This window comes from Sphaerimonospora thailandensis (assembly GCF_016863115.1).
In the GTDB taxonomy this organism is placed as follows: Bacteria; Actinomycetota; Actinomycetes; order Streptosporangiales; family Streptosporangiaceae; genus Sphaerimonospora; species Sphaerimonospora cavernae.
The window spans coordinates 1-25,305 of the sequence record NZ_BOOG01000001.1; the positions used below are offsets into that span (position 1 = coordinate 1).

The following is a 25,305-nucleotide window of genomic DNA, read 5'->3' on the forward strand; positions in this document are numbered from 1 at the left end:
CATCTCGCCGAACGGAACCGCTCTATCGTTGTCCATAAGGTCAGGACCAACCCTCCTGATCCAGGACCCGTCCGGTGTGCTACCACCGCGACGGGTCCGCCTTTTCACGTAGCGGATCCAACTCAACGCTGTACGTAGTCGTCTTGCTAGTGGACGATGGAGGACGGAAGCGGACTCCCCCAACGTCCGCCTGCTCACGGACGAGGTACTTGATGGAAGACGTTCCGGCTTGGGCCGCTCGACTTCGCAACGAGCGCCGCGAACGATGCTGGTCACCGAAGGAAATGGTCCGGCAGATGATCGAAGCAGCCGACGAGCAGGTGCGCACTCACCTGCCGACTCGTGAATCGCTGCTCAGGATGCTGCGAATGTGGGAGACGGGGAAGCGCCGACCACGTGACCCCTATCCCATGCTGCTCGCACGTGCCCTCGGAATCAGCGAAGAGGCGTTGTTCGGCGAAGCCACCGCTCTGAACGTCGCCGGCGAGCTCGGTGTCTTAGAGTCGGCCTATGCCGAGTCGAAGCAACACGACATCCTGGAGACATGTGTTAGTACGATCGGGATCACCCTGTACCCGCCTCACCAGGGCCCTGTAGCTCCGGAGCTTGTCGTGTACTTCCTTGAACAGCTTCCCGGTCATTACAAAGCGGACATGTGGCTTGGTCCGCGCCATCTCATCCCAACCGTTGCGACTCAGGCGCAGCTCATCAGGGAGCTCGTCCATGCCGCTGATGCGCCCGTACGCCGCAGCCTGTTGAACGCCGGTGTCGCGTACGCAGCGCTACTGGGCTGGCTGTACCAGGATGCGGGCGACACCCAGCGCTCAGGAGCCTGGCGCGACGTCGCCCTGGACATGGCTCACCGCTCTCAGGACCCGCAACTCATCAGCTACGCCCTCACCAACAAGGCGATGCTCGCGATCGATCTACAGGATGGGCACGGAGCCGTCGACTACGCCGAGGCCGCCTTGACCAACGAGAGCAAGCTGTGCCCGAAAGTGCAGGTACTCGCGCTGGTCCATCAAGCACACGGTCATTCGATGCTGCCGGAGAAGAACAAAGACCTGGTCGACCGACTGCTGGACCATGCGGCCGAACTCGTAGACCATGTCGACGACGAGCACCCCTGGGGCAACGCCTGCCGTCGCTCCATCGGATACATCGACGTCCAGCGAGCGACCACCTATCTACGGCTCGGCGCCTACCAGGAGGCCGTCGCGCTCTGGGACCGAATCCTCGGCTCAGCGCCAGAGTCGGCCCAGCGCGACAATGGCGTGTTCTGGGCGCGGCAGGCGGGAGCCCTGGCGGCAATCCCTGAACCAGAGCGAGTCGTTCAGATCGCGTCGGCTACCGCGGCGATCGCCGAAAGAACCGGATCATCGAGGCTGCGCCAGGAGCTGAAGGCCATTCCGCGCCGCGCGAGCGCATGGGCAGGTACGGCACCTGGCCGGGAATTGGCTGAGATCATCTCTCAGTTTGCCTGAATCATCGAGATGGAGAATACGGATGCTCCCTCAGCCGCTGTCCGAAGAGGAGATCGCCGCTAGTCTGGCCGACCTACCGGGATGGGAACGCCAAGGCCAGGCCATTGCCCGTACGTTCAAGCACACCTATCACGAGTGTGTGCACCTGGCGATGTACGTGGCGGCCAAGGCCCGGGAGGTCGGCCACCATCCCGACATCCACATCACCTGGCAACGAGTCCGCTTTGTGATCACCACCCACGACGCCGGAAGCCGTCTCACAGCCAAGGACTTCGAGCTCGCACGCCACATTGACGCGATCGCCGCCGGTCACAGCGCCGAAGCGGCGTAACCCTCAAAAGCCTTAGCACTCCGAACCATGGATGCACTGTTCGTGGAGATCGACAAGGTCCGCTTGTCCGCCGCCCGTAGGTAGAACGCACAAAAATCAGTTACACCGATTACGGGACAGAGCCGATGACCGACCTGGACAGACCCGGTCGCCTTTTGGGCTCCTCTGGCTGGAGTACGGATGAGCTTGGTCGGCTCGTGCTTGGCTGCCAAACGAAACCCTTTTCTTGATCGACTGGCTCGGGCGATCAAGAATCATTATGGTCGCGTTTATCGTCTCCACGTCGGAATGCCGCCAGTTGCTCGTGCTTGCCAGAGGTAAGCATTCAGGCCGAGCGCATTGCGACATCGAGCGATCACCATGTGTCACCATCACAAGCCCCGCTGATCCGTTCAGCGGACTCCTTCAGAAGATCAAGTGATCGACAATCAATCGATCATGACGTTGTTGCTACGAAACCCGCGTTTTTCCAGCAACAACGTCATGATCGATGGCGAAGCAACACGCCCGAGGATGCAACGCCTCCGACAAAAGGCACAAACCGGAACGATCCGCAGTGGGCCACCGATCTGGGACCTCCAACGTGGTCACACAGTGTGATCACTCAATGCCGAAATGTACTTGGGCTGAATACTTACTGCCAGAGGTGTGCCCGTCTCGCCAGGCGAGAACGTTTCAGCTCTACCGCAGCACGTAGCTGGCGATTATGTGGCTGAGGTGAATGATGTCGGAGCTTCCCTTGAACTCGAAGCGGACTTTGCCCAGGCCACTGAACCAGAGCTCCAGCTCGGCGTCCATGTCGAAGGTTCCCGCGGTCTCGATTGACCATGCCTGGACCTTGCTGTAGGGCAGGGAGGAGAAGTCGCGCTTCTTCCCGGTAAGTCCTTGGACGTTGACCGCGATGATGCGCTTGTCGGTGAAGACGACGAAGTCCCGGACGGTTTTGTAGGAGGAGATGATCTGTTCACTATGGAGCATGAGGGGGGCCACGGCCGGACCGATATCTTCCGGTCGACACGGGCTCAGCTTGAAGAGAGAGTCGCTCTTGAAATCAATCATTTCGCTAGATCACCTGTCTCAAGGGAGTGGACTGGCTTGAGGTAACGAAGCGGCGAAACGGACGGTGAGGAGGTCGACTCGTCCGGTGCCGACGTATGGTACGGATCATAGGAGGGCGACTGCAGCATGGTTGGCGAGGTGTCCCGCAAGATGCGGACACCCCTGGTGGCGACCCCTGCCTGGGTCATAGTGGGAGCATCGGAGCGTTGGGGTCGGGGGCCTTTGCCGGGCGGGCCGGTTTGGGCTTGGGGGCCTTTTTCCTCTTATCGTGGAGGCCCTGAGCTGCCTCTTCGGCGTAGCGGGCGTGGTTGAGCTCAAGGAGGAGGTCCACGAACTCGCGCTGGGCGTAGGGGCCGACCGTGTAGCGGGTCTCCCGGCCGGCGACCAGGTGATGGCCGTGGTCGAGCTGGTCGAGGAGATTGTCCCAGCCATACGCGCGGCAGACCGCCTCGTCGATCGCACTGTGGATGGTGCGCAGTTCGACGATGTCGTCGTCCTGACATGAGGGGTCGTTGACCAGGTTGTACGTCGCGGTCAGGCCGGCCTTTCGGGCGAGCATGACGCTCCGCCGGTAGGTGTCGAGCCTCTCCCCCAGTTCGCGCATCTCCTCGGCCAACTCGGGCAGCGGCAGCGTCTCGAAAACGTCTGACGGCGTGTAGCGAAGGTCGGCCTTCATCGACGACGCCCGAGTGAGAGCCCACCAGTAGTGCGGCGCACTCGACAGCAGTGCCAGCAACGCCGTGTCATCCGTCGCGAGCACGACCACCTGTTCGCTCATGACCTGTCCGGTCGGCACCATGACCGGCATCACGACTTTGCTCACACGCGTGATCGCGATGACCCGCTTCAGCTCTGCGATCGCTTCGACCATTGCCGGCCGCTTCTCGCCGTAGTGCCACCAATAGTCCCGGTAGACCTTGCGATTGTTGACGTCCCGATCTGGTTTCACCTTCGCCAGCACCTGGGCGTACGGCTCCGCGTAGGTTTTGGCCTTCTCCTCAGACCAGTCGTGGAAGTTGATGACCCAGCGACTTCCGGAGCAGTCGGGCCGGGAGTTGAGGTCCTGGCCATTCAGGTAAGGGAAGAGCACGTCCTTGTTGCGCGGATCGCGCTCGATCATCTCCTGGGCGGTGTCCGGCTTCAAAGTGAATCCGATGCCGACAAGGTTGGAACCCTGGAACGACTTCCCAGTGTTCGCCACCAAGCGTTCCGGATTTCCCGTTACCCGGGATGTGGGGTCGAGTGAAGGCGTGATGCCCTCAACCGCAACGTCGTCCGCGATCCGCTTCGCCTCGTCGCCAATGCCTGCCCTACTTGTCCAGATGGCGCAGTATTCGAGGACGGCTGACCTGGATGGCCACGGCTTGCTCTTCACGGCCTGGCGGATCGTCGTTCCCTCGGCCACGAGTTGGTCGAGACCCACTTCGCGGGTGTCGCCCTGGGCGAGGGTGTTCGTCGCGATCAGGCCTGTCTGACCACTCTCGATGAGAAGATCGTGGGCTCGGAGCACGAAGTAGGCCACCAGATCTGCGCTTCCCCTGGCGCCTCGCCCGATTGCCCCTACCAACTGCTCTCGGTACGCCACGCCCATTGAGCCGGTGAGCTTCTGGCCACCCAGGAAGGGTGGGTTGCCGATGATGGCGTCGAAGCCGGGGCTGGCCGATCGGGGGCGTACCGCGTCGCCTGGCTCACCGGAGGTTTCGCCGGCTTCCGCTGCGAAGACTTCGGGGAAAACCAGGGGCCAGTGGATGGGGTGGCGGTTGAAGGTGCCGGGGACCTGGTCGGTCGCCAGCCAAGCCGTGCGGGACTCCTCTGCCCTCGGCAGGATGTCGGGTTCGCCGTTCACCACGCCGCTCGCGAGGTGCGCGGCGTTCAGGGACGCCCGGTCGAAACCGCGGAGCTTGCCGACCTCCGGAGCGGCCTCGGGGTCGTTGATCTTGCCTTGTTCGATGGCGTACTTCAGGGACGCCCCCACCAGCAGATCGGCGAACAGCCGAGCCTGCCGGGTCTCGCTGTCGACCTCGAAGAGGATGCCGCGCTTCTTGTTCAGTGCGTCGAGGTCCCGCCCCCCCCCCGTCGGAATCTCAATCAAACTCCGCCGCTTCTCCGCTGTGCCGCGGACGAGGCGCTGGACGTCCTTGGTGAAGTCGAGCGCGGCGTCCTCGAACACCTTGCGGCCGCGCGACGGCACGAGGTGCATGTATTCGAGCTGCTCCAGCGACGTGATGCCCAGCAGTGCGTCGCCGACCGCGAGCCGGTCGTCGACGAACGTGAACGGCCGTGACGGGTCCATCGACACCAGCCACAGCGACAGCTTGGCCATCTCGACGGCCATCGGGTTGATGTCCACGCCGTACAGACAGTGCTCGATGACCTGCCGCCGGGCCTCGATGACGACCGGGTCTGCGTCGGCGTCGGCCGTACGCTCCCCGGAGCCGTCCAGATAGGCGACCGCCTCCTCGCGGCCCTCCTTCGACCAGGCCTCGACCAGGCGGTCGCCGAGATAGCGCGCCGCCGCGACCAGGAAGGCCGCCGAGCCCATCGCGATGTCGGCGATCTTCAGGCCGCGGTGCCCGTCCGTGCCGAGGATCTCGGCCGAGGAGCGCAGCTTCCACTGCGTCCGATCGGCCGTCTGCAGCGGCCCGGGGGCGTACACCAGCGGCTCCAGCGCGCCCTCGACCACCTGCTCGGCGAGGAACCTCGGCGTGTAGTGCGTCCCGGTGTTCTTGCGCAGCGCCGACTCCGTGACGTACAGCGCGCCGGGCAGGATGACGACCGGCAGGCCGCGCAGGTCGTCGCGGAGCAGACCGATGTACGGCAGCAGCCGGGCGGCCAGGTCGGCGTCGCCGCGCGTGACGGCGAGCAGCCGCCGCGTGGCCTCCAGCCTGTCGGTCTCGTCCAGGGGCGCGAGGCGCTTGCGCAGCGCGGCGACGCTGCCGATGCCGGAGTCCCTGTACTTCTCCGCGAGCCGGCCGGCCAGAGCCTCGGTGTCGCCGCCGACCTCCCGGGACAGCGATTCGAGGTCGAAGAGGTCGACCTCCTCCTCGCGGCCCACCTTGCCGACCAGGCCGACGACCGTGTCGGCCGCGCGGAAGCCGTCGAACGACAGCAGACCCTCGTAGACGTACCCGATCTGTTCGACGTCGAGCGAGCGGAAGCTGAGCGTGCGGCGTTCGCGGTTCTTCCCGGTGCCGACCTCGACGTACTGCACCGCGCGCAGCATGTGCAGCACGGTCCGGTCGTCGATGGTCAGCGGCATCCAGGCGTGCGCGCCGGGGTCGAACAGCGAGCCGTCGTGGGCGTGCATGGTCAGCCGCGGGTGCCGTACGCCGCTGTGCACGGCGCGGAACAGCGCGAGCAGGCGGTGCCAGGCGGCGTGGCTGTTCTCGAGCTCCTCCTCGCTGCCGTCGATCGCGCGCTGCTCCAGCTCGGCGCACAGGCGGCCGGCCGAGTACGCCGTGGCGTACACCTTGTTGTCGGACGGCAGCAGGCCGCGTTCCTCGGCGAACAGCAGGAAGACGACCCGCATCATCACCGAGACCGCGCCGCGGTAGACCTCGTGCGCGGTGACCTCTCCCGGCACGCCGGCCCGGCCGATCGCGGCGACCAGCAACTCGACGGCCTGGCGGACCTGTACGCCCAGGGCCTCGGTGATGTCCTCCTGGCTGTCCAGGCTGGCCTTGAGCAGCGCGGGCAGCCGTTCGGCCTCGGGGAACACGAAGAACCGGCCGGCGCCGAGCAGGGAGACGAAGGCGCGCAGCACGTCGCGTTCGGCCCGCTCCGGCCAGGGGATCGCGTCGAACACGGCGGTGGTGGTCACCCCGCCCCTCGGGGCCCAGACCAGCGCCCACCAGCGGCCGTCGGTGACCAGGCCCAGCTCGATGCCGTGGTGGCGGCAGAGCATGGCCATCCGGTCGGCGGGGGTGGCGGCCCACGCCGACGACTTCACGCGGGCCGTCGGGTGGCCGCTGCTGACCATGCCGAGCAGCCGTACGGTATCGGGCTTGGGGGGCGTGGCCGGGCACGGCCAGCGCGAAGCTCGGCGTGACCGTCGTGTCGTGCTCGGGCACGTCGATCGCGAGGTGGTCGAGGCTGCCGTCGGTCGGGGCGATGTGTACGGCGTCGCCCCAGCGCAGCAGGCCGCGCAGCACGTGTTCGATCCAGGCGCGGCGGTCGCGGCCCTTCTGCCAGCCGGCGTGGGCGAGGCGGAGCCGTTCGAGCTGCTGCTTGTCGACCGCGTCGAGGGCCGGCCAGGTGGTGCGCAGCACCGGGAGGCTGAGGAACGGCCCGGTCACCTCGACCAGGCTCAGCCAACCCTGGTGGTCGAAGTCCCGGCTGAACCTTTTTCTCATCGGGTGGCCTCCCGCCTCGGCACGACGAAGACAACGGCCACCGGGAACCGGTGCGGCCGGGGGTCGCGGTAGCGCGCCGCGATCGCCGCCAGCTCCCGGTCGCGCTCGCGGCCGAGGCCGGTCAGGCGTTCCTCCCAGGATCTGCGGTCCCTGCGGTATTGGTCGCGCTCTTCCCTGCTGCCGGCCGCCTCGATGCGGCTGATCAGCGCGTTGCCCTGGTCGCCTTCGGCGATCTTGGCCCGCAGGGTGGCCTCGAACCGATCCAGGCCGGCTGTGAGGCGGTCCTGCTCGGCCGCCATGCGCTGGGCGAGCTTACGCTGCAGCTGGTCGCGTTTCTGGTCCTTGCCGTCGATCCGCCAGTCGATGGACTGCAGGACCGAGTCGCCGATCTTCGGCCAGGCCTCGGCGAGGCGGTGCCGTACGGGCGCGGAGGCAGGGGTGCCGCCCGTGAGGGCGCGGTCGAGGATGCCGCCGAGCACGGTGAGGTTCTCCAGGCGGCGGAACCGGCCGGTCTCCGGCACCCAGCCACCCGCGTGGAGGACCTCCTCGTGCAGCCGCACACCGTCGCCGCCGACCAGGACGAACCGGCAGAACGCGCCGACCAGCGTGGTCTCCAGCGCCGGGTCGTCGCTGACGACGGCGGTGACGCGGCGCAGGCCGATCTCGGCGTTGGAGACGGCGGCGCGCAGCAGCCGGGTGGACATTCCGACGAGCGGATGACCCAGGTGGGCGAGCACGACGTCGTCGCGCACCCGGCCCTCCGGGTCGAGCGTCGCCTCGGGATCGAACGTCACCGGCCGCTGGCGCGGCTGCTCGTCCCGGCCGGCGGGCCTGGCCAGCAGGCCGGCCGCCGCCCGCGCCCACGACCCGGTGAGCGGCGGCACGCCCCACAGGCCCTCGGTGAGGTGCTTCTCGTCGAGGTGCGGCTTGAGCGGCTGCTGCCTGGCCAGCTCCAGCGCGGTGTCCACGACCCGCTTGACGTTCGCCGGGGTGATCCGCAGCTCGGCGACCGTGTCGGTCAGGTTGGCGCGGAGCTTGCGTACCTGCTCGCCGACGTTCGCCTCGGCCGGCACCGCGCCCGCCGAGCCGCCCGCCGAACCGCCCGCCGAGCCGCCCGCCTGCTCGACGTCGTAGTCGGCGATGTCGCCGAGCATGCGGCGCTGTACAGCCCGGGCCAGCACGGCGTTGACCGAGCCGAGGTCCTCCTCCATCCGGGCGACCTTGTTCGCCACCCGGGACAGGAACTCCAGGTCAGCCTCGTAGGAGTCGACGGCGCCGTCCCAGCCGGTACCGATGAAGTGGCGGATGTCCGGCGTGCGCTTCTGGCCCCACCGGTCGACGCGGCCGATCCGCTGCTCCAGCTTGTTCGGGTTGAACGGGATGTCGTAGTTGACCAGCCGGTGGCAGTGGTTCTGCAGGTCGATGCCCTCGCTGGCGGCGTCGGTCGCGATGAGGATCCGCACCGGATGCTCGGCCGGGTCCTTCTGGAAGGCCACGCGCAGCTGCTCGCGTTCGACGGCCGACAGGCCGCCGTGCAGTACGGCCAGGCGGTCGCCGGCGAGGTCCTCCTGGCGCAGCAGCTCGACCAGCCAGCGCTGCGTGTCGCGATATTCGGTGAACACCACGACCCGCTCGTTGGTCCAGTGCGCGTCGGGGCGGCAGACCGCCCGCAGATAGTCGATGAGCTGCCGGGCCTTGGCGTCGGGGGCGGACTCGTAGTCGCGGGCCCGGTCGCGCATCCGGGTCAGCAGCTCGACCTGCTCGGCGCCGGTGACGCCCTGCAGCGGCGACGCCATGGAGATCGCGTCGTCCTCGGCCTGGGCGAGCGGATCGTCGTCGAGGGTCGCGGTGTCGTCCCAGAAGTCCTCCAGCCACTCCTCCTCCCCCTCGTCGAGGGGCGCGGCGGCGGAGGGCACAGGCTCCCGCACCGTGTCCAGGTAGACGTCGAGGGTGTGCGCGAACGCGGCGGGGCTGGAGAACAGGCGCTTCTTCAGCAGCAGCGTGACCAGGTCGGCGGCCTTGCGGCCCTTCGTGCCGGCGTTGAGCGTCGCGCGGCGGGCCTTCGCGAACCGTTTGAGCAGCTCGTGCACCGCGCGTTCGTCGGCCGGGTACGCCACCGGGATCGCGCGGGCCTCCCGCTCGATGAAGCGCTTGGTGCCGTCGGCGTTGACGATGTGCCGCTTGAGGCGGCGGATCACCGTCTCCTTCACGGCCGCCGGGTCGGGGTCGACGCCGCGGGCGAACCGCTGGTCGTCGATGATCTCCAGCAGGGCCGTGAACGACGCCTGATAGCCGTTGTGCGGGGTCGCCGACAGGAACAGCCGGTGGGTGAAGTGCGGGGCCAGGCGGCGGATCAGCTTGGTCTGCTGGGAGTCGACCGCGTAGACCTGGCGCGGCGCGGCCGGGGCGACGTGGTGGGCCTCGTCGAGGATCAGCAGGTCGAAGCGGCGGTCCATGGCGGCCGGGTCGAGGACCTCGTCGAGCAGCCGCTGGGCCTTCTGGCCGCGCAGCCACGGCAGGCTGACGATGCTGAGCGGATAGACCGTGAACGGGTTGGCCGCGCTGCCGTGGGTGCGGCGGACCAGCGCGCACCGCTCGGTGTCGATGATCGTGAAGTCGAGGCCGAACTTCTCGGCCATCTCGTCCTGCCATTTGAGCGTGAGCCCGGCCGGACAGACAATCATGATTTTTCGTGCTCTGTGGCGGAGAAGCAGCTCCTGCGCGACAAGTCCGGCTTCGATGGTCTTGCCGAGGCCGACGTCGTCGGCGAGCAGCAGGTTCACCCTCGGCGCGTCCAGGGCCCGGGAGACCGGTTCGAGCTGGTAGTCCTCGATGGCCACGCCCGAGCGGTACGGCGCCTGCAACGTCTTCACGTCAGCACTGGTGACCGCCGACCAGCGGATGGCGTCCAGGAACGCGGCGAGCCGCTCGGGCGAGTCGAACCCGTCGGGCGTCACCTCGGGCAGCGAACCGCTCGGCAGCACGCGGCGGCCCGGCTCGATCTCCCACACGACGTCGAGCGTGTCGCCGTACCGGCCGTCCTCCACGCTCTGCAGCGTGACCAGCGTGCTGACGCCCGAGCCGTCGACGTCGCTCACCACCCATCGCTGGCCGCGTACGGCGACCAGTTCCCCGATGGACGGCTCCCGCGATGTCGCAGTCGTCACATTCACTCCTCGCCGCCACCCCTTGCCGGCGTTCACCGGCCTCCGCTACACCAAGACACAGTAAGGGCATCTTCCTAACGACCGGCGAAAACGGTCCAAGTCCGCCGACCCGAAGATCCACCTGATAACGCACGGCGGAATCTACGCCAGTCGGGACTACTTTTCCATATGTTTGTGTTTTCAATTCACGATCGATACCACCGTGACTTGAAACCTGGCGGCCCCCTGCACTGCCAAGGTCGACTAGCTTTGATCATGAGCGGCCGGGGTCCGGATGGCCGGACAAGGTGAACAGGGCGATCAGGTGAGCAGGCGGGCAGGTGGCGTGAGCCAGGAGACGCCTCCCTGCGGGGAGGAGGGGAGACAAGCTGTGCGGATCGACCCGCGCCGGTCCGTGCGGACATGGAACCGTACGCTCACGGTGGCCGCCGCGGCCGTGATGGCCCTCGCGGGATGGCAGAACCGCTGGATCAGCGACGACGGCCTGATCGCCGTACGGACCATCCGGCAGCTGCTCGCGGGCAACGGACCGGTCTTCAACATCGGTGAACGCGTCGAGGCCAACACCAGCATGGCCTGGACCTGTCTGGTCGCGCTGGTCTCCTGGGTGAGCCGGGGCGACGTGGCCTACGTCTCGGTCGTGCTCGGCCTGGTATGCACGGTCGGCGCCGTGGTGTTCGCCATGCTCGGCGCCATCGCCCTGCACGGCGGCTCGCGCCCGCTCCTGCCGGCCGGCGTGCTGATCGTCCTCGCGTTGCCGCCGTTCTGGGAGTTCGCGACCTCCGGCCTGGAGACCGGACTGGTGTTCGCGTGGATAGGTTCGTCCTGGTGGCTGCTGGTCCGGGCGGCTTCGGGCGGCCCGGCGCTCCCGCTGGTGGTCGTCCTCGGTCTCGCGCCGCTCGTCCGGCCCGAGCTGGCCCTGGTCTACCCGGTCTTCTTCGCCGCGTTGCTCGTACTGCGGCAGCCGGGATGGCGTGGCGCCGCCCGCTGGTTCGCGATTTCGATGGCCCTGCCGGTGGCCTGCCAGATCTTCCGGATGGGCTACTACGGGCTGCTCGTACCGAACACCGCCCTCGCCAAAGAGGCCGGTGAGAGCCGGTGGGCGCGTGGTCTCCTCTACGCCGGGGACACCCTGCTGACCTACCAGCTCATCGGCCCACTGCTGGTGGTCATCCCGCTGTCGCTGTGGGTCTGCCGCACGCGCCGCGATCTCATCCTGTCGATGGCCCCGCTCACGGCCGGGGCGCTGATGACGGTGTACGTCCTGAGGGTCGGCGGCGACTTCATGCACGGCCGGATGATGCTGCCGGTTCTGCTGCTCGTCCTGCTCCCCGCCATGGTCCTGCCGCCGCGCGCCATGACCGGGCTCGCCTGCGCCACCGTGACGCTGTGGGCCGTGGTCTGCGCCGTGGCGTTCCGAGTGCCGTACGCCCAGGACATCGGACCCGACGGGATCGCGGACGAGCGCGGCTTCTACGTCCGGTGGACTGGGGACCCGCATCCGGTCACCGCCGAGCCCTACATCCACGCCAGATCGGACCCGCCGAGCCTGCGCGACGCCACCGGCCTGCACGCCCCGGGCACGGGATTGGGACCGGTGCCGCTCCGCACCGACCAACCCGCCCGTCTGGCGGTCGCGGGCAACGTGCTCGGCTCCCTGGGAGCGTCGTTCCCGCTGGACGTCCTCGTCGTCGACCGGCTCGGCCTGGCCAACGCCCTCGGCGGTCACATGGCCCTCGCGTGCGGGCGGCGAGTCGGGCACGAGAAGCCGCTTCCCGTCGAGTACATCGCCGCCGACTACATGGCTCCGGGGACCTCGCTGTCGGACGGGCGGTTCCAGGCCGAGGTGGAGCGGATCACAGGAGAGCTGGACACCGGCCGGTTCCGGGACCTGCTGGACGCCACGAGGGCCCCGCTGACCCTCCGCCGGTTCTGGGACAACCTGGTGGGCGCCCCCGCACGTACGGCCTTCCGGTTTCCCACCGGGAACGCTTCCTGTTCCTCCTGATCCTCCCGGGCCCTCATGCGTCGGCGGGGCCCTCATGCGTCGGCGGGGCGAGGCCGGAAATCCGCGGCCGGCGATCCCGGCCGCGCCCCACCCGATAGGCGGAGGTCAGCCCTCAACGCCGATCCTGGGGGTAAGAGGGTAGGAGTTGGAGATGCCGAGCGGGAGAGCGACGCGTGAACGGTCCTGACATCGGGCGGATCTGGGGAGGTCTGGTACGCGCCCATCACCTGACCCCCCTGGACGAGCTGGCCGCCTCGGTCATCCAGCACGTCCAGCCGCTCGGCTTCTCCGAGATCATGATCTACGTCGCCAGTCTCCGGCCGCTCTACCTCGTGCCGCTGCCCGGCCAGCGCGACGTGTACGGCGAGACGCTCGATCGGCTTCCCATCGACACGACGGTGGCCGGACGGGCCTTCCGCAATCTGGAGATCGTTCAGGCCCGTCCCACCCCCGACCCGTCAGCCACCGAGTCCGCCGAGCCGCTCGGCAGTGAGGGACCACGACGGTTGTGGGTGCCGATGCTCGACGGCACCGAACGGGTCGGCGTGCTCGGCGTGACCGTGCCCACGGTCGACGAGGGCACCAAGCGGATCGCCGCGGAGCTGGGCGGGCTGATCGCCCTGCTGGTGGTGAGCAAGCGCGCCTCCAGCGACGCCTTCGTGCGGATGGTCCGCACCGAGGAGATGGAGTTGTCCGCCGAGGTGCTGTGGACCCTGATGCCGATCCGGAACTACGCCACGGACAAGGTGTCGGTGAGCGCGGCGCTGGAGCCCGCCTACTCCATCGGCGGGGACGCCTTCGACTACTCCCTCGACGGAGAGACCCTGCACCTGGGCATCTTCGACGCCATGGGCCATGACCTGTCGGCCGGGCTGACCGCCACCATCGCCCTGGGCGCCTATCGCAACCAACGCCGTCGACGGGGGATCCAACTGCTGGCGGTCAGCGACGCGATCGACGAGGCGATCGCCGACCAGTTCTCCAGGTCCCGCTTCGCCACCGGCATCCTGGCCCAGCTGAACATCCGTACCGGCTGGTTGACCTGGGTCAACCGGGGGCATCCACCGCCGTTGCTGCTTCGGCAGGGGCGGGTGGCGTCCGTGCTGGAGACCCCGCCGGACACCCCGATGGGTCTCAGCCTGGGCCCGGCCGCCGTGCTGTCCCGCCGCCAGCTCGAGCCCGGTGACCGGCTGCTGCTCTACACCGACGGCATCGTCGAGGCGCAGACCCCCGAGGGAGAGCTGTTCGGGCTGCGGCGCTTCAGCGACTTCGTCATCAAACGAGAAGCGGACGGCACCTCCGCTCCGGAGACCCTGCGCCGCCTGATCCACTCCATCCTGCTGCACCAGCGCGGCCGACTCCAGGACGACGCCACCGTGATGCTCGTCGAGTGGCGCACCGAGCGGCTTTACCAGCTGACGGTGTGACAGCCACGACGATCACCTATGTGATCCGATCGTGACTCCAGCGGAAGCGAACGACGATGTGGATGCGGCATGGTGAGAGGTGGAGACGGCTTTCTGGATCTTCGATCAGCGGCTCACACTCCCAGCGATCACGCCCTCGGGGTTCACCAACGGGTGCCCTTGCATCGGAGGCTCAAATCTTAGCGACCTGCTTGTGACTTTAATTCACAGCATGATTGAATGAGCCTGGATGACTCAAAGAGTAGCTGTGCCACGGGTGAACCGTGGCGCGAGAGCACCGTCGTTGACATGAACCCCATCGCCCCGCGGAACAGGAGAACGGACATCTCGTGACTGACCAGAAGCTTGCCAGTGAGCTGCTTCGTGATCTCGCCGCCCTTCCGGAGCTGCAGCCCCGGGCCAAGCAGCTTCAGGAGCTGTCGCGGGCCATCATGACGCCGAACCAGGCCGAGCAGTGGTGCGAGGTGGACCTCTTCGCCGCCTTCCCCCCAAGCGAGTCGGTCCGGCCTGCTCCGGAGAGCTCCCGCTGGCACGGGCTACTCAAGATCATCAGCCTGGTCCAGCCCGTGCTCGTCTTCCTGCCCATCGTCGTCACCTGGTACGGCCTCAAGGACGCGACGACGGCGTACGGCGAGGCCCTGGCCACCGGGGGCGTTGAGGCCGCCCGGCGGCCGTTCCTGGAGATGTGGCAGCAGGGATTCGACGGCCGCCTGGCGGGCTGGCTGCGGTTCGACAACGTGGCCATGATGACTCTGGGAGTGATCGGCGCCCTCATCGTCGTCACCCTTGCCGATCGACTCCTTCAGCGTACTGTCGAGCAGCGGGCCGACGAGCAGGCGGAGAGGATCCGGGGACGGCTCCTCGGCGCGCTCACCCGGGCGACCCTGGTGCTCTCGCAGGTCCGGCTGTCCTCCCCCGCCCGCTTCCAGGCCGAGCTGACCAGGAGCGCCGCCGAGATGCACCGGATGGGCGAGACCATCGGCAAGGTCCACACCCAGGTGATGGAATCGCTGAACACGGCGCTCGACGCCACCGGCCAGGCCACGGCCGCGCTGAAGACGGGCGTCGCCGACGTGCAGCGCTCGATCAAGACATTGGACGAACACCTCACCGCGGTCACCTCCTCCGCGGAGACCCTGCTGCAGGCCGTCGAACGGACTGGATATGCCATCGACTCCGTCGGCGAGCGGACCGACGAGGCGGTGGGCCGCGTCGGCGACCGGCTCGGGGACGTCATCCTCGACGCCGCCCGCGGCGTACAGCGGACACTCGACGAGATGACGGCGCTCACCGGTCAGACGATGAAGGACGTGGCCACCTCCACCGGCCAGGCCGTGCAGGACATGACCCACGCGACCGGGCAGGCCGTGCAGGACATGACGCACGCGACCGGCCAGGCCGTACGCGAGACCGCGAAGGACCTGGACAGTCGCATCGGTGAACTGGTGAGCGCCACCGCGGGCCTCGGCACGGCGATGGACCGGATGGAGGCGGCGGCGACCCTGAGCGGTGACCGGATCAGCCGTGTGCTGGCAGACTCCGGCGGCACGCTCACGGCCGCGGTCGGGCACGCGGGCGCCGAGGTCAAGGAGGCCCTGGACGACTGGGCGGAGACGGCGAGCGCACACGCGTCGCGCATCGAGATGGTCTCGGACACCGCCGGACGAACCGTACACCTGCTGGAGGAGACCCGGGACGCGTTGAACAGCCTGCACGAGCTGAACAACCTGCACGAACTCGAGGGCCTGCGCGAGCTGAACGGTCTGCGTGAGCTGCACAGGCTGCATGAGCTGCCCGCCGACCTCACCCGTGCCCTTCAGGAGATCCCGTCGGCCGTCCGCGAGGTCACCGGTCCCGAACTCGGCGGGTTGCGTTCCGCCATCACACGACTCGACGACGCGGTACGGCAGGCCGGCACGGCCATCTCGGCCGGCCTGGCGGCTGTCGCGGCGAACGACGCGCACCACGCTGTCACCGGAGCGGCCGGCGTGCCCGGTGCCCCCGGAGTGTCCGGTGTCCCCGCTGGCCCCGCTGGCCCCGGCGACGCCGTGAACGGCTTCGAGGGGGCAAATGGAGATCGTACGTGAGCGGCCGCCGGGGATCGGTCACGCTCCTGGCAGGATGGCTGTTCGCCGACCTGCTACTCGGCCTCACGATCATCATGCTCGGCGCGCAGGCACCGCCTCCGGTCCCGGCCAAACCCGTCGCAGGCAAGGGAACGGCGACACCCAGCCCGTCGCCCAGCCCCTCCCCGTCCCCCTGTGCCAGGCAGATCACCGGGGTGAGCGCCAAGCCCGTCAAGGTCTCCTTCCGGGTGAGCCCCGGCGCCTCGGACGCGGAAATGATCGCTCGGGTGAAGCGGGAGTTGCGCAAGCACAAGAAGCATCTCGCCGGCCGGCACGCCGGAATGGTGCTGACCTTCGGCGCCAACGGTGGCGCCGGCGACGGCGTGCACCTGGCGACCCGGGTCAACGCGGCCGCACGCAAGGGGTTTCCCGGCATCTTCCAGACCGCCGCGACCCGGAACTTCCACGACCTCGCCGCTCCCAGCGGATCGATCTCCATGGAGATCTACTTCGTCTCCGACAGCTGCTCACCCACCCCAGAAAGTTGAGGCTCATCTGATGAGCGAACAGGTACTCCCCTTCTACCTGGTCTGCGACGAGTCGTACTCGATGCAGGGTCCGCCGCTCGACGCGATCAACCGGGAGCTCCCCCAGATCTACCAGGAGATCGCCAGCAACCCGGTCGTGGCCGACCGCGCCCGGCTCGGCATCATCGGATTCAGCACCGACGCCGAGGTGCTGCTGCCGCTCGCCGACCTCAACGACGTGCACTCGATCCCGCAGCTCACCCCGCGTGGCGCCACCAACTACGGCGCGGCGTTCTCCCTGCTCAAGCACACGATCGAACAGGACATCGCGGCCCTGAAGCAGGCCGGGCACACGCCGTACCGGCCCACGGTGTTCTTCCTCACCGACGGGCTTCCCACGCATGACTGGCACGTCGAGCACAAGGAGCTGACGAGCGAGGCGTTCAGAGCCCACCCGCACATCCTGGCCTTCGGCTTCGGCGATGTGGACCAGGCGACCCTGCAGCAGGTCGCCACGTTTCGGGCGTTCATCGCCGACAGCAGTCTCTCGCCGGCTCAGGCCCTCCGCGAGTTCGCCCGGCAGCTGCTCAACTCCGTGGTCCAGTCGGCCATCGCGTCGTCCGCCGACCCCTCGGGAGCGGCGCATCTGTCCTTCCCCCAGCACGCGACGGGCTACACCGTCCTGCCCGCCGACCCGATCTGACCGCTGACTCAAGGCGACCACGGATCTGGACTGGAAGAGGGACCACATATGGAACAGGTGCAGGGAGCCGCACGGGCCGAGGCGGTGGGGGCGGACGCCGTACCGGCCTTCCCCGAGCCGCTCGTCATCGGCCGCAGGCCGCGGGTGCTCTCGCGGCCCGGCCCGTTGCCCCAGGTCCGGCGGCCGGACACCGAGATCGACGGCGCCGACCTTCGCGGCCTCGTGGTGCGGGCCACCTCGATCAGAGGCGACGCGCACCGGTATTTCGGCACTCCCCGGCAAGATGCGATGGGCCTCTGGCATGACGGCGACCGCACGCTGCTCGCCTGTGTGGCGGACGGGCTGGGCAGCAAGGAGCGCTCACACCTCGGCGCCGCCACGGCCTGTGAGGTGGCCCCGGACAGGCTGCCCGGCCTTTCCAGCCCTACGGAGCTGGGGACAGCCGCGCGAAGCTTCATCGAGAGCATCGCCCGCGAGATCAACGAACGGGCGGCCAGGGAATCGGTGACACCGGACCAGCTGTCGACGACGTTCCTCGCGGCCGTCGTCGAGGAGACGCCCGACGGGTCCCGGCACCACGCCTACATCATGCGTGTCGGCGACTGCGACGCCTGGCATCTCTACAAGGGTGAGTGGGCGCCGTGCTTCGCGGAGGCCGACGGGGACGAGGCCGTCGCCACTTCGACGACCCGCGCCCTGCCCCGGGACTTCGAGCACGTCGAGGTCGTCACGGTGGATCTCTACCCGGGCGACATGCTGCTGCTGTGCACTGACGGCCTGGGCCGGCCGCTGCTACGGGTGCCGCAGGTGAGGAAGCAACTGGCGGAGTGGTGGAGCCGGCCTGACCCGCCGTCGCTGCCCGAGTTCTTCTGGCAGATGAGCTTCCAGGCGAAGACGTACGACGACGACCGGACCGCCGTGTGCCTCTGGAGGGTATGAATGAGCTTCACCCCCCATCCGTACGACCGGCAGCGCGGCACGCTCGTCCTCGAATCCGAGCCCCTCGGCGAAGGCGGCCAGGGCAGGGTCATCCGGGTGCCGGGGCCGGAGAACCTCGTCTACAAGGAGTACATGCCGCAGGCGGGGGCGGTGAACGGCGCGGCCCTGGCGGAACTCGTCGACTTCGGCCGCCGGCAGCCGGCCGGGTCCGCGGGCTCCTTGTCGGCACAGGGCTCCTTGACGGCGCAGGGCTCCTTGTTGGGGCAGTGCGCCTGGCCGCTCGCCAGGGTCGTCGAGGGGAACCGTGTCACGGGGTTCCTCATGCGATGCGTGCCCGAGGAGTTCTACGCACCGATCGGCGGAAAGTCCAAGCTGGTCGAGCTGCAGTATCTGCTGTATCAGCCGAACTGGGCCTGGGAGGACCTGCACCAGCCGGACATCCAGGGCCGCCTGGAGATCGCCCAGAAGACCGCAAAGCTGATCGGCCTGCTGCACGACACCGGCTGGATCATCGGCGACCTGTCCTTCCGGAACCTCCTGTGGCGTCCGGGCCGGCCGTATCAGGTCTTCATGCTCGACTGCGACGGCCTGCGCCGTACCGGAGCGGAACCGGTGCTGCGGCAGGCGCACACCCCCGACTGGGACGATCCGCACCAGCCGTCCACGGGTCCTGACCTGGACACGGACCGCTACAAGCTCGCGCTGCTCGTCGGCAGGGTGCTGTCGCGGACCGCGAGCGTACGGCCCGGCCAGGACCTGATGCTCCTGTCCGGCCTGCCGGACCAGGTGATCACAGCGGTCAAGGAGCTCTTCAACAGGGCGCAGGGGTCACGCGGCACCCGCCCGAGCGCGGCCGAATGGGCGCAGGCGCTCGACGGGCGCAAGCGCATCGCGGTGACGCGCCCCCCGCGCCCGCAGCCGTCCGGCTCGACGCTCCCCTCGGGCCCAGCCGCCCCGATCTCCCTGCCCCCAGAAGAGCGCGACAGCGTACCCGTCAGCAGACCGGCCACGAGAAACTCCGCGGTCTCCGCTCAGCCGCCATCCCAGCCGCCCGAGCGGAAGTGGACGTCCATTGCCCCATCGGGCGGGCGGACCGGTTCCGTGGTCACCCCGCCGAGACCGGACCCCGTACCGACGCTGGGGCAGCGGGTGATCGCGTCGGATGCGTTCGCCGAGCAGCGGCGGCTGGCGCCACGGGGGGTCGCGATCGCCGACGACACGGTCGCGCGCCTCATCGACGATCTCGCCACCGGCAACGGGCGACTCCCGGTCGTGAAGCTGGCGAAACGGCTGAGCGAGCCCGTCGACCGGGTGCCGCTGCTCATCGGGGCGCTGAAGGGGCTGCTCAACGTCGAGGGCTCCGAGGTGATCGCGCTGAAGGACGGCGATCAGACCGTGTACATGAACGTGACGCTGCTGAAAGAGCAGTTCCTCGAGGAGGTTGAGCCGTGACACCGAAGGCCAGCCGGGCCAGACGCCGGCAGATCATCAGCGCCCTGGGACGCGGCACGGTGCCCAGCAACGGCCTGGACCTCTTCGCCGTCGGCATGGAGCGGTTCGAAAAGGTGCTCGACGAGGAACTCAACGCGGTCACCGGGGGTCACGCCGGATTCAAGGCCGTCCGCGGCGAGTACGGCTCGGGCAAGACATTCTTCGCCCGGTGGCTCGCGGAGCGGGCCAAACGGAAGAAGATGGCCACCAGTGAGGTCCAGATCTCGGAGCGGATCACGCCGCTGCACCGGCCGGAGACCGTCTACCGGGCGCTGGTCGGCGCCCTGAGCACGGCCACCTCACCACCGAGCGCGCTGCGCGACATCGTGGACACCTGGCTCCTCGCCCTGGAAGACGACACCGGGATCGCCAAGAGCGACCGGCGGGTGATGGCGACGGCGGTCGACGACCTGATCGAGTCGCGCCTCGCGGAGACCTCGAAGAACGCCCCCGCGTTCGCGACCGCGCTCCGCTTCTACCGGCGGGCACGCCTGGAGGGCGATCACGCGACCGCCGACGGCCTGCTCGCCTGGGTGGGCGGCGAACCGCACGTGGCGGCCAGTGTCCGCCGCTACGCGGGGCTCAAGGGCGACCTCGACTCGAGCCTCGCACTCAACTTCCTTCAGGGCCTGCTCGTGGTGCTGCGCGACTGCGGATATCCGGGGCTGCTGCTCGTGCTCGACGAGGTCGAGACACTGCAGCGGATGCGCGGCGACATCCGGGAGCGCAGCCTGAACGCGCTGCGGCAGCTCATCGACGAGATCGACAAGGGCCGCTTCCCCGGCCTCTACCTCGTCATCACCGGCACCCCCGCCTTCTACGACGGGCAGCTGGGGGTGCAACGGCTCACGCCGCTCGCCCAGCGGCTGCACGTCGACTTCCAGACCGACGCGCGTTTCGACACCACCCGTGCCGTACAGCTTCGCCTCACCGGCTTCGACCGGGACAAACTGGTCGAGCTCGGCTGTGCCGTACGCGACCTGTACGCGCAGGGGGATCCGGCCGAACAACGGATCAGGACCCTCGTCGACGACGCCTACATCAAGGATCTGGCCACGTCGGTCGCCGGATCTCTGGGAGTCGGGGCCGCGCCGCGGATCTTCCTGCGCAAGCTCGTCGCCGACGTGCTCTACCGGGTGTCGGACCACGAGGGATTCGACCCACGCCGCGACTACGGGCAGGCCAGGGTGACCGAGGCCGAACTGGACAACGACGATGAGCGGAACGCTTTTCGCCGCGGCCGGACCGCCGTCTCCGCCGACGAGGTGGAGCTCGACCTGCCGTGACCCCGCCGACTGCCGCCCTGCATCCGACGCTCGCCTACCACGTCACGAACACGCTGGGCTGGCCGCGGCTGCGACCACTGCAGGCCGATGCGCTCGACCCGATCAGGGAAGGGCGGGACGCGCTGCTGATCGCGCCGACAGCGGGCGGCAAGACCGAGGCCGCCGTGTTCCCGCTGCTGTCGGCGATGGAGGAGCAGACCTGGACGGGCCTGTCGGTGCTGTACGTCTGCCCGCTGAAAGCCCTGCTCAACAACCTGCTGCCCCGGTTGGAGACGTACGCGAACTGGCTCGGCAGGCGGGTGGGCCTCTGGCACGGCGATGTGCCCGGCTCCCGGCGGCAGGCCATCCTGCGCGATCCTCCCGACATCCTGCTGACCACCCCCGAGTCGCTGGAGTCCATGCTCATCAGCACCACGGTGGACCACCGCCGCCTGCTCGCGGACCTGCGAGCCGTGGTGGTGGACGAGGTCCACGCGTTCGCCGGGGACGACCGCGGCTGGCATCTGCTGTTCGTGCTCGAACGGGTGTCGCGGCTGGCGGGGCGGTCGATCCAGCGGATCGGCCTCTCGGCGACCGTGGGCAATCCCGATGAGCTGCTGCGCTGGCTGCAGGGCTCCGGCACGGGGCAGCGCCCGGCGCGGGTCGTCTCCCCCGGGGCACGTTCGGATGCGGCCGAGCCGGACATCGAACTCGACTACGTGGGATCGATCCCGAACGCCGCACGCGTGATCGCCACGCTGCACGAGGGCGAGAAGCGGCTGGTCTTCTGCGACTCACGGCGGACGGTGGAGGAGCTCGCGGAGGCGTTGCGCGGGCACGGCGTCACCACCTTCGTCTCCCACTCCTCTCTCGCGGCCGACGAGCGCCGCCGCACGGAGGAGGCGTTCGCCCAGTCCCGCGACTGCGTCATCGTCTCCACCTCGACCCTGGAGCTGGGCATCGATGTGGGGGACCTCGACCGCGTGGTGCAGATCAACGCGCCGTGGTCGGTCGCCTCGTTTCTCCAGCGGCTGGGCCGTACCGGCCGACGGGCGGGCACCCGACGCAACTGCCTGATGCTGACGATGACCGACGACGACCTGCTCACGGCGGCCGGACTCCTGGTGCTGTGGGGCCGCGGACGGGTCGAACCCGCGCTGCCGCCCCCGGAGCCCCGGCACATCGTCGCCCAGCAACTCCTCGCGCTCACCCTGCAGGAGGGAAGGATCGGCAACGCGCTGTGGCCGGACTGGTGGAACGGCATCGGCCCGTTCCGGCGTTCCACAGCCCGGCAGGTGCTGGACCATCTGATCGCCGAGGGCTTCCTCGAACGCGACGGCGGTGGGCTGCTCATCGGTCCCGAAGCGGAGCAGCGCTTCGGCCGGCGGCACTTCATGGATCTGACCGCCGTGTTCACCGCACCGCCGGAGTTCACCGTGCTGCAGGGCGGCACGGAGATCGGACGGACCGACCCGGCGGTGCTGACCAGCGCGACGCCCGGGCGGCGGCTGTTGCTGCTCGCCGGCCGCACCTGGCAGGTGGACTGGATCGACTGGAAGCGGCGGCGGTGCTTCGTACAGCCGGTCGAGGGCACCGGCGGCGATGCCCGCTGGGCGTCATCGGCCTCCGCCGGTCTCTCCCATCCGCTCACCCGTGCGATGCGCGACGTCGTTCTGGGCGCGGATCCCCCGGTAAGGCTCACGCGCCGAGCGACCTCCGTCCTCGCGCGACTGCGCGAGGAACACGCGGACACCGTGCACCCCGACGCGACGGTGATCGCACGTGAGGGCGGCGACGTCCACTGGTGGACCTGGGCGGGACAGCGGACCAACGCCACCCTGAGGAGCACGCTCGGACCGCTGGCGGATCCCACCCACCGAGGCGACGATCTGCACATCAGGCTGAGGAACGATCTGGACCGGGAGACGTGGCTGCAGGCGGTCGACGGTCTGTGCGACCGCCTGCGCCGGCCCGATGTGGACGACAGGGCCCTCCGGGGTCTCAAGTTCACCGACGTGCTACCGCCCGATCTGGCCCGCGAGACACTGGCCGCCCGCCTTGCCGACCTCCCCGCGGCCGCCGCCGTCCTCGGTGAACCGGTGCGGTTCGTGATCAGCGGCCGCTGAGCCATACCTGCGCCGATCCCACAAGCCGGAAGCCGCCGGTCAGCGGTCCCGATCCGAGGAGCCCGGCCGGGAGGCTCCGTAACGCGGATGGCCCCGCACCGAAGTGCGGGGCCATCCTTTGATCGGCCGTGACCGGCTGAATTTTGGCTCGACTCACGGGTCTTCGACTTACGGGTCCTCGGCTCACGGGTCGAGGTGGCGCCAGGCGGCTCGCGCCAGGCGGCGTTCGAGCTTGCGCTCCTTGCGGATGAGGCGCCGCTCGGCCTTCCTCTCCGTACGCTTGATTCGTGCCTCGGCCACATCCGCGCGTTGCTCGATTCGGGCCTCCCCCCGGCTCGTCGCCGCCTCGATCCGCCGTTCGGCGCGCGACGTCATCGCGCTGAGCTCCGACCGGAACCCGGCCGGTTCGAGCTCACTCACGAACCGTGCGCCGCGGTACTGGTAGGAGATCGGCTCGCTGACGAACCGCTCGCTCCGGAAGTAACGCGGGGCCGCGAACTCGGGGTGAATGCTCACCGAGACCCTCATCGGCTCCGCCAGGACCGGCTGCGCGATCACCGGCTGCGCGACCACTGGCTGCGCCAGGACCGGCTGTGCGATCACCGGCTGCGCGATGACCGGCATGGAGACCGTGGACAGTTCGGGTGCGGCGAGCGGCAGCGCGACCTCGGAAGTCGTGTAGGACGACTCGGAGAGTCCGGCGCAGCCGTCATCCCACGTAGCGGCCGTCGCGATGCCGTACGCGGCGCTCGGCGCCAGGGTCGCGCCGGCGGTGGCGGCCATGGCGGGGCCGCTCATCAGCGCGACGCCACCGGTGGTCAGCGTCGAGGCGCACAGAGCCACCAGGACGAGTCGTCTGGATTTCCGATGCATGTTCCCTCCTTTGGCCCGGATCGGGCTTAGGCAGGTCAGGCCTCCAGGTTTTTCCTGGACCGCGAAATGGCCGAGCACTATTTCACCCCGTCCCTGTCTCGCCGTACGGCGAAAATGACTGATTGGGAAAAGGGGGTGAATTTTCTCGGGCGACAAGCACACCCGAGCGGCCATATGTCCGATCCTCAATCGTGCTGTCGGAATTCGTCCAGCCCACTTTACGCAAGTGTTTCCCGTGGCATTCGAGGATCTGACTGTCCGAAGGTGCGTCCCAAAGATCCCGCCGCCTGCTCTTTCTGGACACTTGGCCGGAAGGGGAGGCTGGGGTTGCGCGTGGCAGCCCGCCCGGGGCGTTCCCGACCCGGAAAGAGTGAAGCCGCCGCCGCGGACGACAGAGGTCGGCAAAGAGGGATGTTCACGATAAGGAAGCGCAAGATCGACGCGTTTCACCCCCGACCCAACCCCATCGCGTGATCTTGCGAATACCAAACACGCAGGTCGGCAGCCATGCGTGCGAGCATTCGCAAGATCACGGCGTGGGGGGTGGTGGGTGAGGGGGGATCAGCCGGGGAGGGTCTCGCCGCCGATGGGGGCGAGGACCTCGCCCGTGTAGTACGACGAGAACCGCCCCGCGGCGAAGAAGACGTACGACGGCGCGATCTCGTCGGGGTCGGCCGCCCGCTTCATCGGCACCTGGGCGCCGAACCGGTCCACCTTCTCCTCGGGGAAGGTCGCGGGGATGAGCGGGGTCCAGACCGGGCCGGGTGCGACCGCGTTGACCCGGATGCCGCGCTCGACCAGCGCCTGCGCCATCGAGTAGGTGAACGCGTTGATCGCACCCTTGGTGGCGGCATAGTCGATGAGCGACTTGTTGCCGCGCAGCCCGTTGATCGACGACGTGTTGATGATCGCGCCTCCCCTCGGCAGATGCGCGAGCGCGGCCTTGGTCACCCAGAAATAGCTGTGGATGTTGACGGCGAACGTCCGCTCCCACTGGTCGTCGGAGAGCTCCTCCGGCGACTGGACCGGCGCCTGGGTCGCCACGTTGTTGACGAGCACGTCGAGCCCGCCGAGCTCGCGTACGGTCTCCTCGACGACCCTGCGGCAGTGGGCGGGGTCGGCGAGGTCGCCGGGGACGGTCACGCAGCGGCGCCCCTCCCGCTCCACCAGCTCCCGGGTGTGCTGGGCGTCCTTGTGCTCGCAGAGGTAGGCGATCGCGACGTCGGCCCCCTCCTTGGCGAACGCGACGGCGACGGCCCGGCCGATGCCCGAGTCGCCGCCTGTGATGAGGGTCCGCCGGCCTGCCAGCAGCTCGCGGCCGGTGTAGTCGCGCATCTCGTCCCTGGGCTCGGGACGCATCTCGCCCGTCTCGCCCGGATACGGCTGGGTCTGCGGCGGTGGTGTGGAGTTCGGCTGGTCTGGCATGCCCGTCGGGTTACCCCTGCCATGACCAGGCAAACGAGATTCGGTACGCCCCCGGTCGTCCG

Annotated in this window: 17 protein-coding genes; 12 read left to right on the forward strand and 5 right to left on the reverse strand. The window is 68.7% G+C overall.

Going from position 1 to position 25,305, the window contains the following annotated elements:
• The first annotated feature begins 212 nt into the window (after positions 1 to 212).
• Together Mth01_RS00005 and Mth01_RS00010 are read left to right on the forward strand one after the other, a co-directional pair.
• Entirely contained in the window at positions 213 to 1,484 is a 1,272-nt protein-coding gene (locus Mth01_RS00005; RefSeq protein ID WP_204009372.1) for a hypothetical protein, read from the forward strand.
• A gap of 22 nt (positions 1,485 to 1,506) precedes the next feature.
• Positions 1,507 to 1,815 (forward strand): 4a-hydroxytetrahydrobiopterin dehydratase, encoded by a 309-nt coding sequence (locus Mth01_RS00010; protein ID WP_204009374.1) that lies wholly within the window; start codon positions 1,507 to 1,509, stop codon positions 1,813 to 1,815.
• 681 nt (positions 1,816 to 2,496) lie between these two features.
• Here the strand turns inward: Mth01_RS00010 and Mth01_RS00015 are convergent.
• Both Mth01_RS00015 and Mth01_RS00020 read right to left on the reverse strand, forming a co-directional pair.
• Positions 2,497 to 2,874, reverse strand: a complete 378-nt coding sequence (locus Mth01_RS00015; RefSeq protein WP_204009376.1) for a PH domain-containing protein — start codon at positions 2,872 to 2,874, stop codon at positions 2,497 to 2,499.
• A 184-nt stretch (positions 2,875 to 3,058) separates the two neighbouring features.
• Positions 3,059 to 6,823: an Eco57I restriction-modification methylase domain-containing protein gene (locus Mth01_RS00020; protein WP_204009378.1), complete on the reverse strand. Its 3,765-nt coding sequence runs from the start codon at positions 6,821 to 6,823 to the stop codon at positions 3,059 to 3,061.
• On the opposite strand from Mth01_RS00020, the gene Mth01_RS00025 reads away from it, so the two are divergent.
• On the forward strand, positions 6,777 to 7,298 hold the full coding sequence (locus Mth01_RS00025) for a hypothetical protein (protein ID WP_204009380.1): 522 nt from the start codon (positions 6,777 to 6,779) through the stop codon (positions 7,296 to 7,298). The two genes, Mth01_RS00020 and Mth01_RS00025, sit on opposite strands and share 47 nt — an antisense overlap.
• On the opposite strand, the gene drmD is transcribed toward Mth01_RS00025, so the two are convergent.
• Positions 7,223 to 10,393: a DISARM system SNF2-like helicase DrmD gene (gene drmD, locus Mth01_RS00030; RefSeq protein WP_204009383.1), complete on the reverse strand. Its 3,171-nt coding sequence runs from the start codon at positions 10,391 to 10,393 to the stop codon at positions 7,223 to 7,225. The genes Mth01_RS00025 and drmD overlap by 76 nt on opposite strands.
• 370 nt (positions 10,394 to 10,763) lie before the next feature.
• On the opposite strand from drmD, the gene Mth01_RS00035 reads away from it, so the two are divergent.
• From Mth01_RS00035 to Mth01_RS00075, 9 genes are all read left to right on the forward strand, one after another.
• Positions 10,764 to 12,401: a hypothetical protein gene (locus tag Mth01_RS00035; RefSeq protein ID WP_204009385.1), complete on the forward strand. Its 1,638-nt coding sequence runs from the start codon at positions 10,764 to 10,766 to the stop codon at positions 12,399 to 12,401.
• Between the two features lie 173 nt (positions 12,402 to 12,574).
• A complete protein-coding gene (locus tag Mth01_RS00040; RefSeq protein ID WP_204009388.1) occupies positions 12,575 to 13,828 on the forward strand; it encodes a PP2C family protein-serine/threonine phosphatase in 1,254 nt (417 codons plus the stop codon).
• A gap of 329 nt (positions 13,829 to 14,157) precedes the next feature.
• Positions 14,158 to 15,915 (forward strand): hypothetical protein, encoded by a 1,758-nt coding sequence (locus Mth01_RS00045; RefSeq protein ID WP_204009390.1) that lies wholly within the window; start codon positions 14,158 to 14,160, stop codon positions 15,913 to 15,915.
• Positions 15,912 to 16,442, forward strand: a complete 531-nt coding sequence (locus Mth01_RS00050; RefSeq protein WP_204009392.1) for a hypothetical protein — start codon at positions 15,912 to 15,914, stop codon at positions 16,440 to 16,442. Before Mth01_RS00045 ends, Mth01_RS00050 begins: the two co-directional genes overlap by 4 nt.
• A 10-nt stretch (positions 16,443 to 16,452) precedes the next feature.
• The gene (locus Mth01_RS00055; RefSeq protein ID WP_204009394.1) at positions 16,453 to 17,124 is read left to right on the forward strand and encodes a vWA domain-containing protein; all 672 of its coding nucleotides are present in this window, start codon (positions 16,453 to 16,455) and stop codon (positions 17,122 to 17,124) included.
• A gap of 48 nt (positions 17,125 to 17,172) precedes the next feature.
• On the forward strand, positions 17,173 to 18,063 hold the full coding sequence (locus tag Mth01_RS00060) for a PP2C family serine/threonine-protein phosphatase (RefSeq protein ID WP_204009396.1): 891 nt from the start codon (positions 17,173 to 17,175) through the stop codon (positions 18,061 to 18,063).
• Complete coding sequence (locus Mth01_RS00065) at positions 18,064 to 19,515, forward strand: hypothetical protein (RefSeq protein ID WP_204009398.1); 1,452 nt, start codon at positions 18,064 to 18,066, stop codon at positions 19,513 to 19,515. It abuts the gene before it with no gap.
• On the forward strand, positions 19,512 to 20,840 hold the full coding sequence (brxD, locus tag Mth01_RS00070; RefSeq protein ID WP_204009400.1) for a BREX system ATP-binding protein BrxD: 1,329 nt from the start codon (positions 19,512 to 19,514) through the stop codon (positions 20,838 to 20,840). The genes Mth01_RS00065 and brxD overlap by 4 nt, the downstream gene beginning before the upstream one ends.
• Positions 20,837 to 22,945: a DEAD/DEAH box helicase gene (locus Mth01_RS00075; RefSeq protein WP_204009402.1), complete on the forward strand. Its 2,109-nt coding sequence runs from the start codon at positions 20,837 to 20,839 to the stop codon at positions 22,943 to 22,945. The genes brxD and Mth01_RS00075 overlap by 4 nt, the downstream gene beginning before the upstream one ends.
• A 183-nt stretch (positions 22,946 to 23,128) precedes the next feature.
• Here Mth01_RS00075 and Mth01_RS00080 read toward each other — a convergent pair whose 3' ends face one another.
• Both Mth01_RS00080 and Mth01_RS00085 read right to left on the reverse strand, forming a co-directional pair.
• Positions 23,129 to 23,818: a hypothetical protein gene (locus tag Mth01_RS00080; protein WP_204009406.1), complete on the reverse strand. Its 690-nt coding sequence runs from the start codon at positions 23,816 to 23,818 to the stop codon at positions 23,129 to 23,131.
• 561 nt (positions 23,819 to 24,379) lie between these two features.
• Entirely contained in the window at positions 24,380 to 25,243 is an 864-nt protein-coding gene (locus Mth01_RS00085; protein ID WP_204009408.1) for an SDR family oxidoreductase, read from the reverse strand.
• Positions 25,244 to 25,305: the final 62 nt, after the last annotated feature.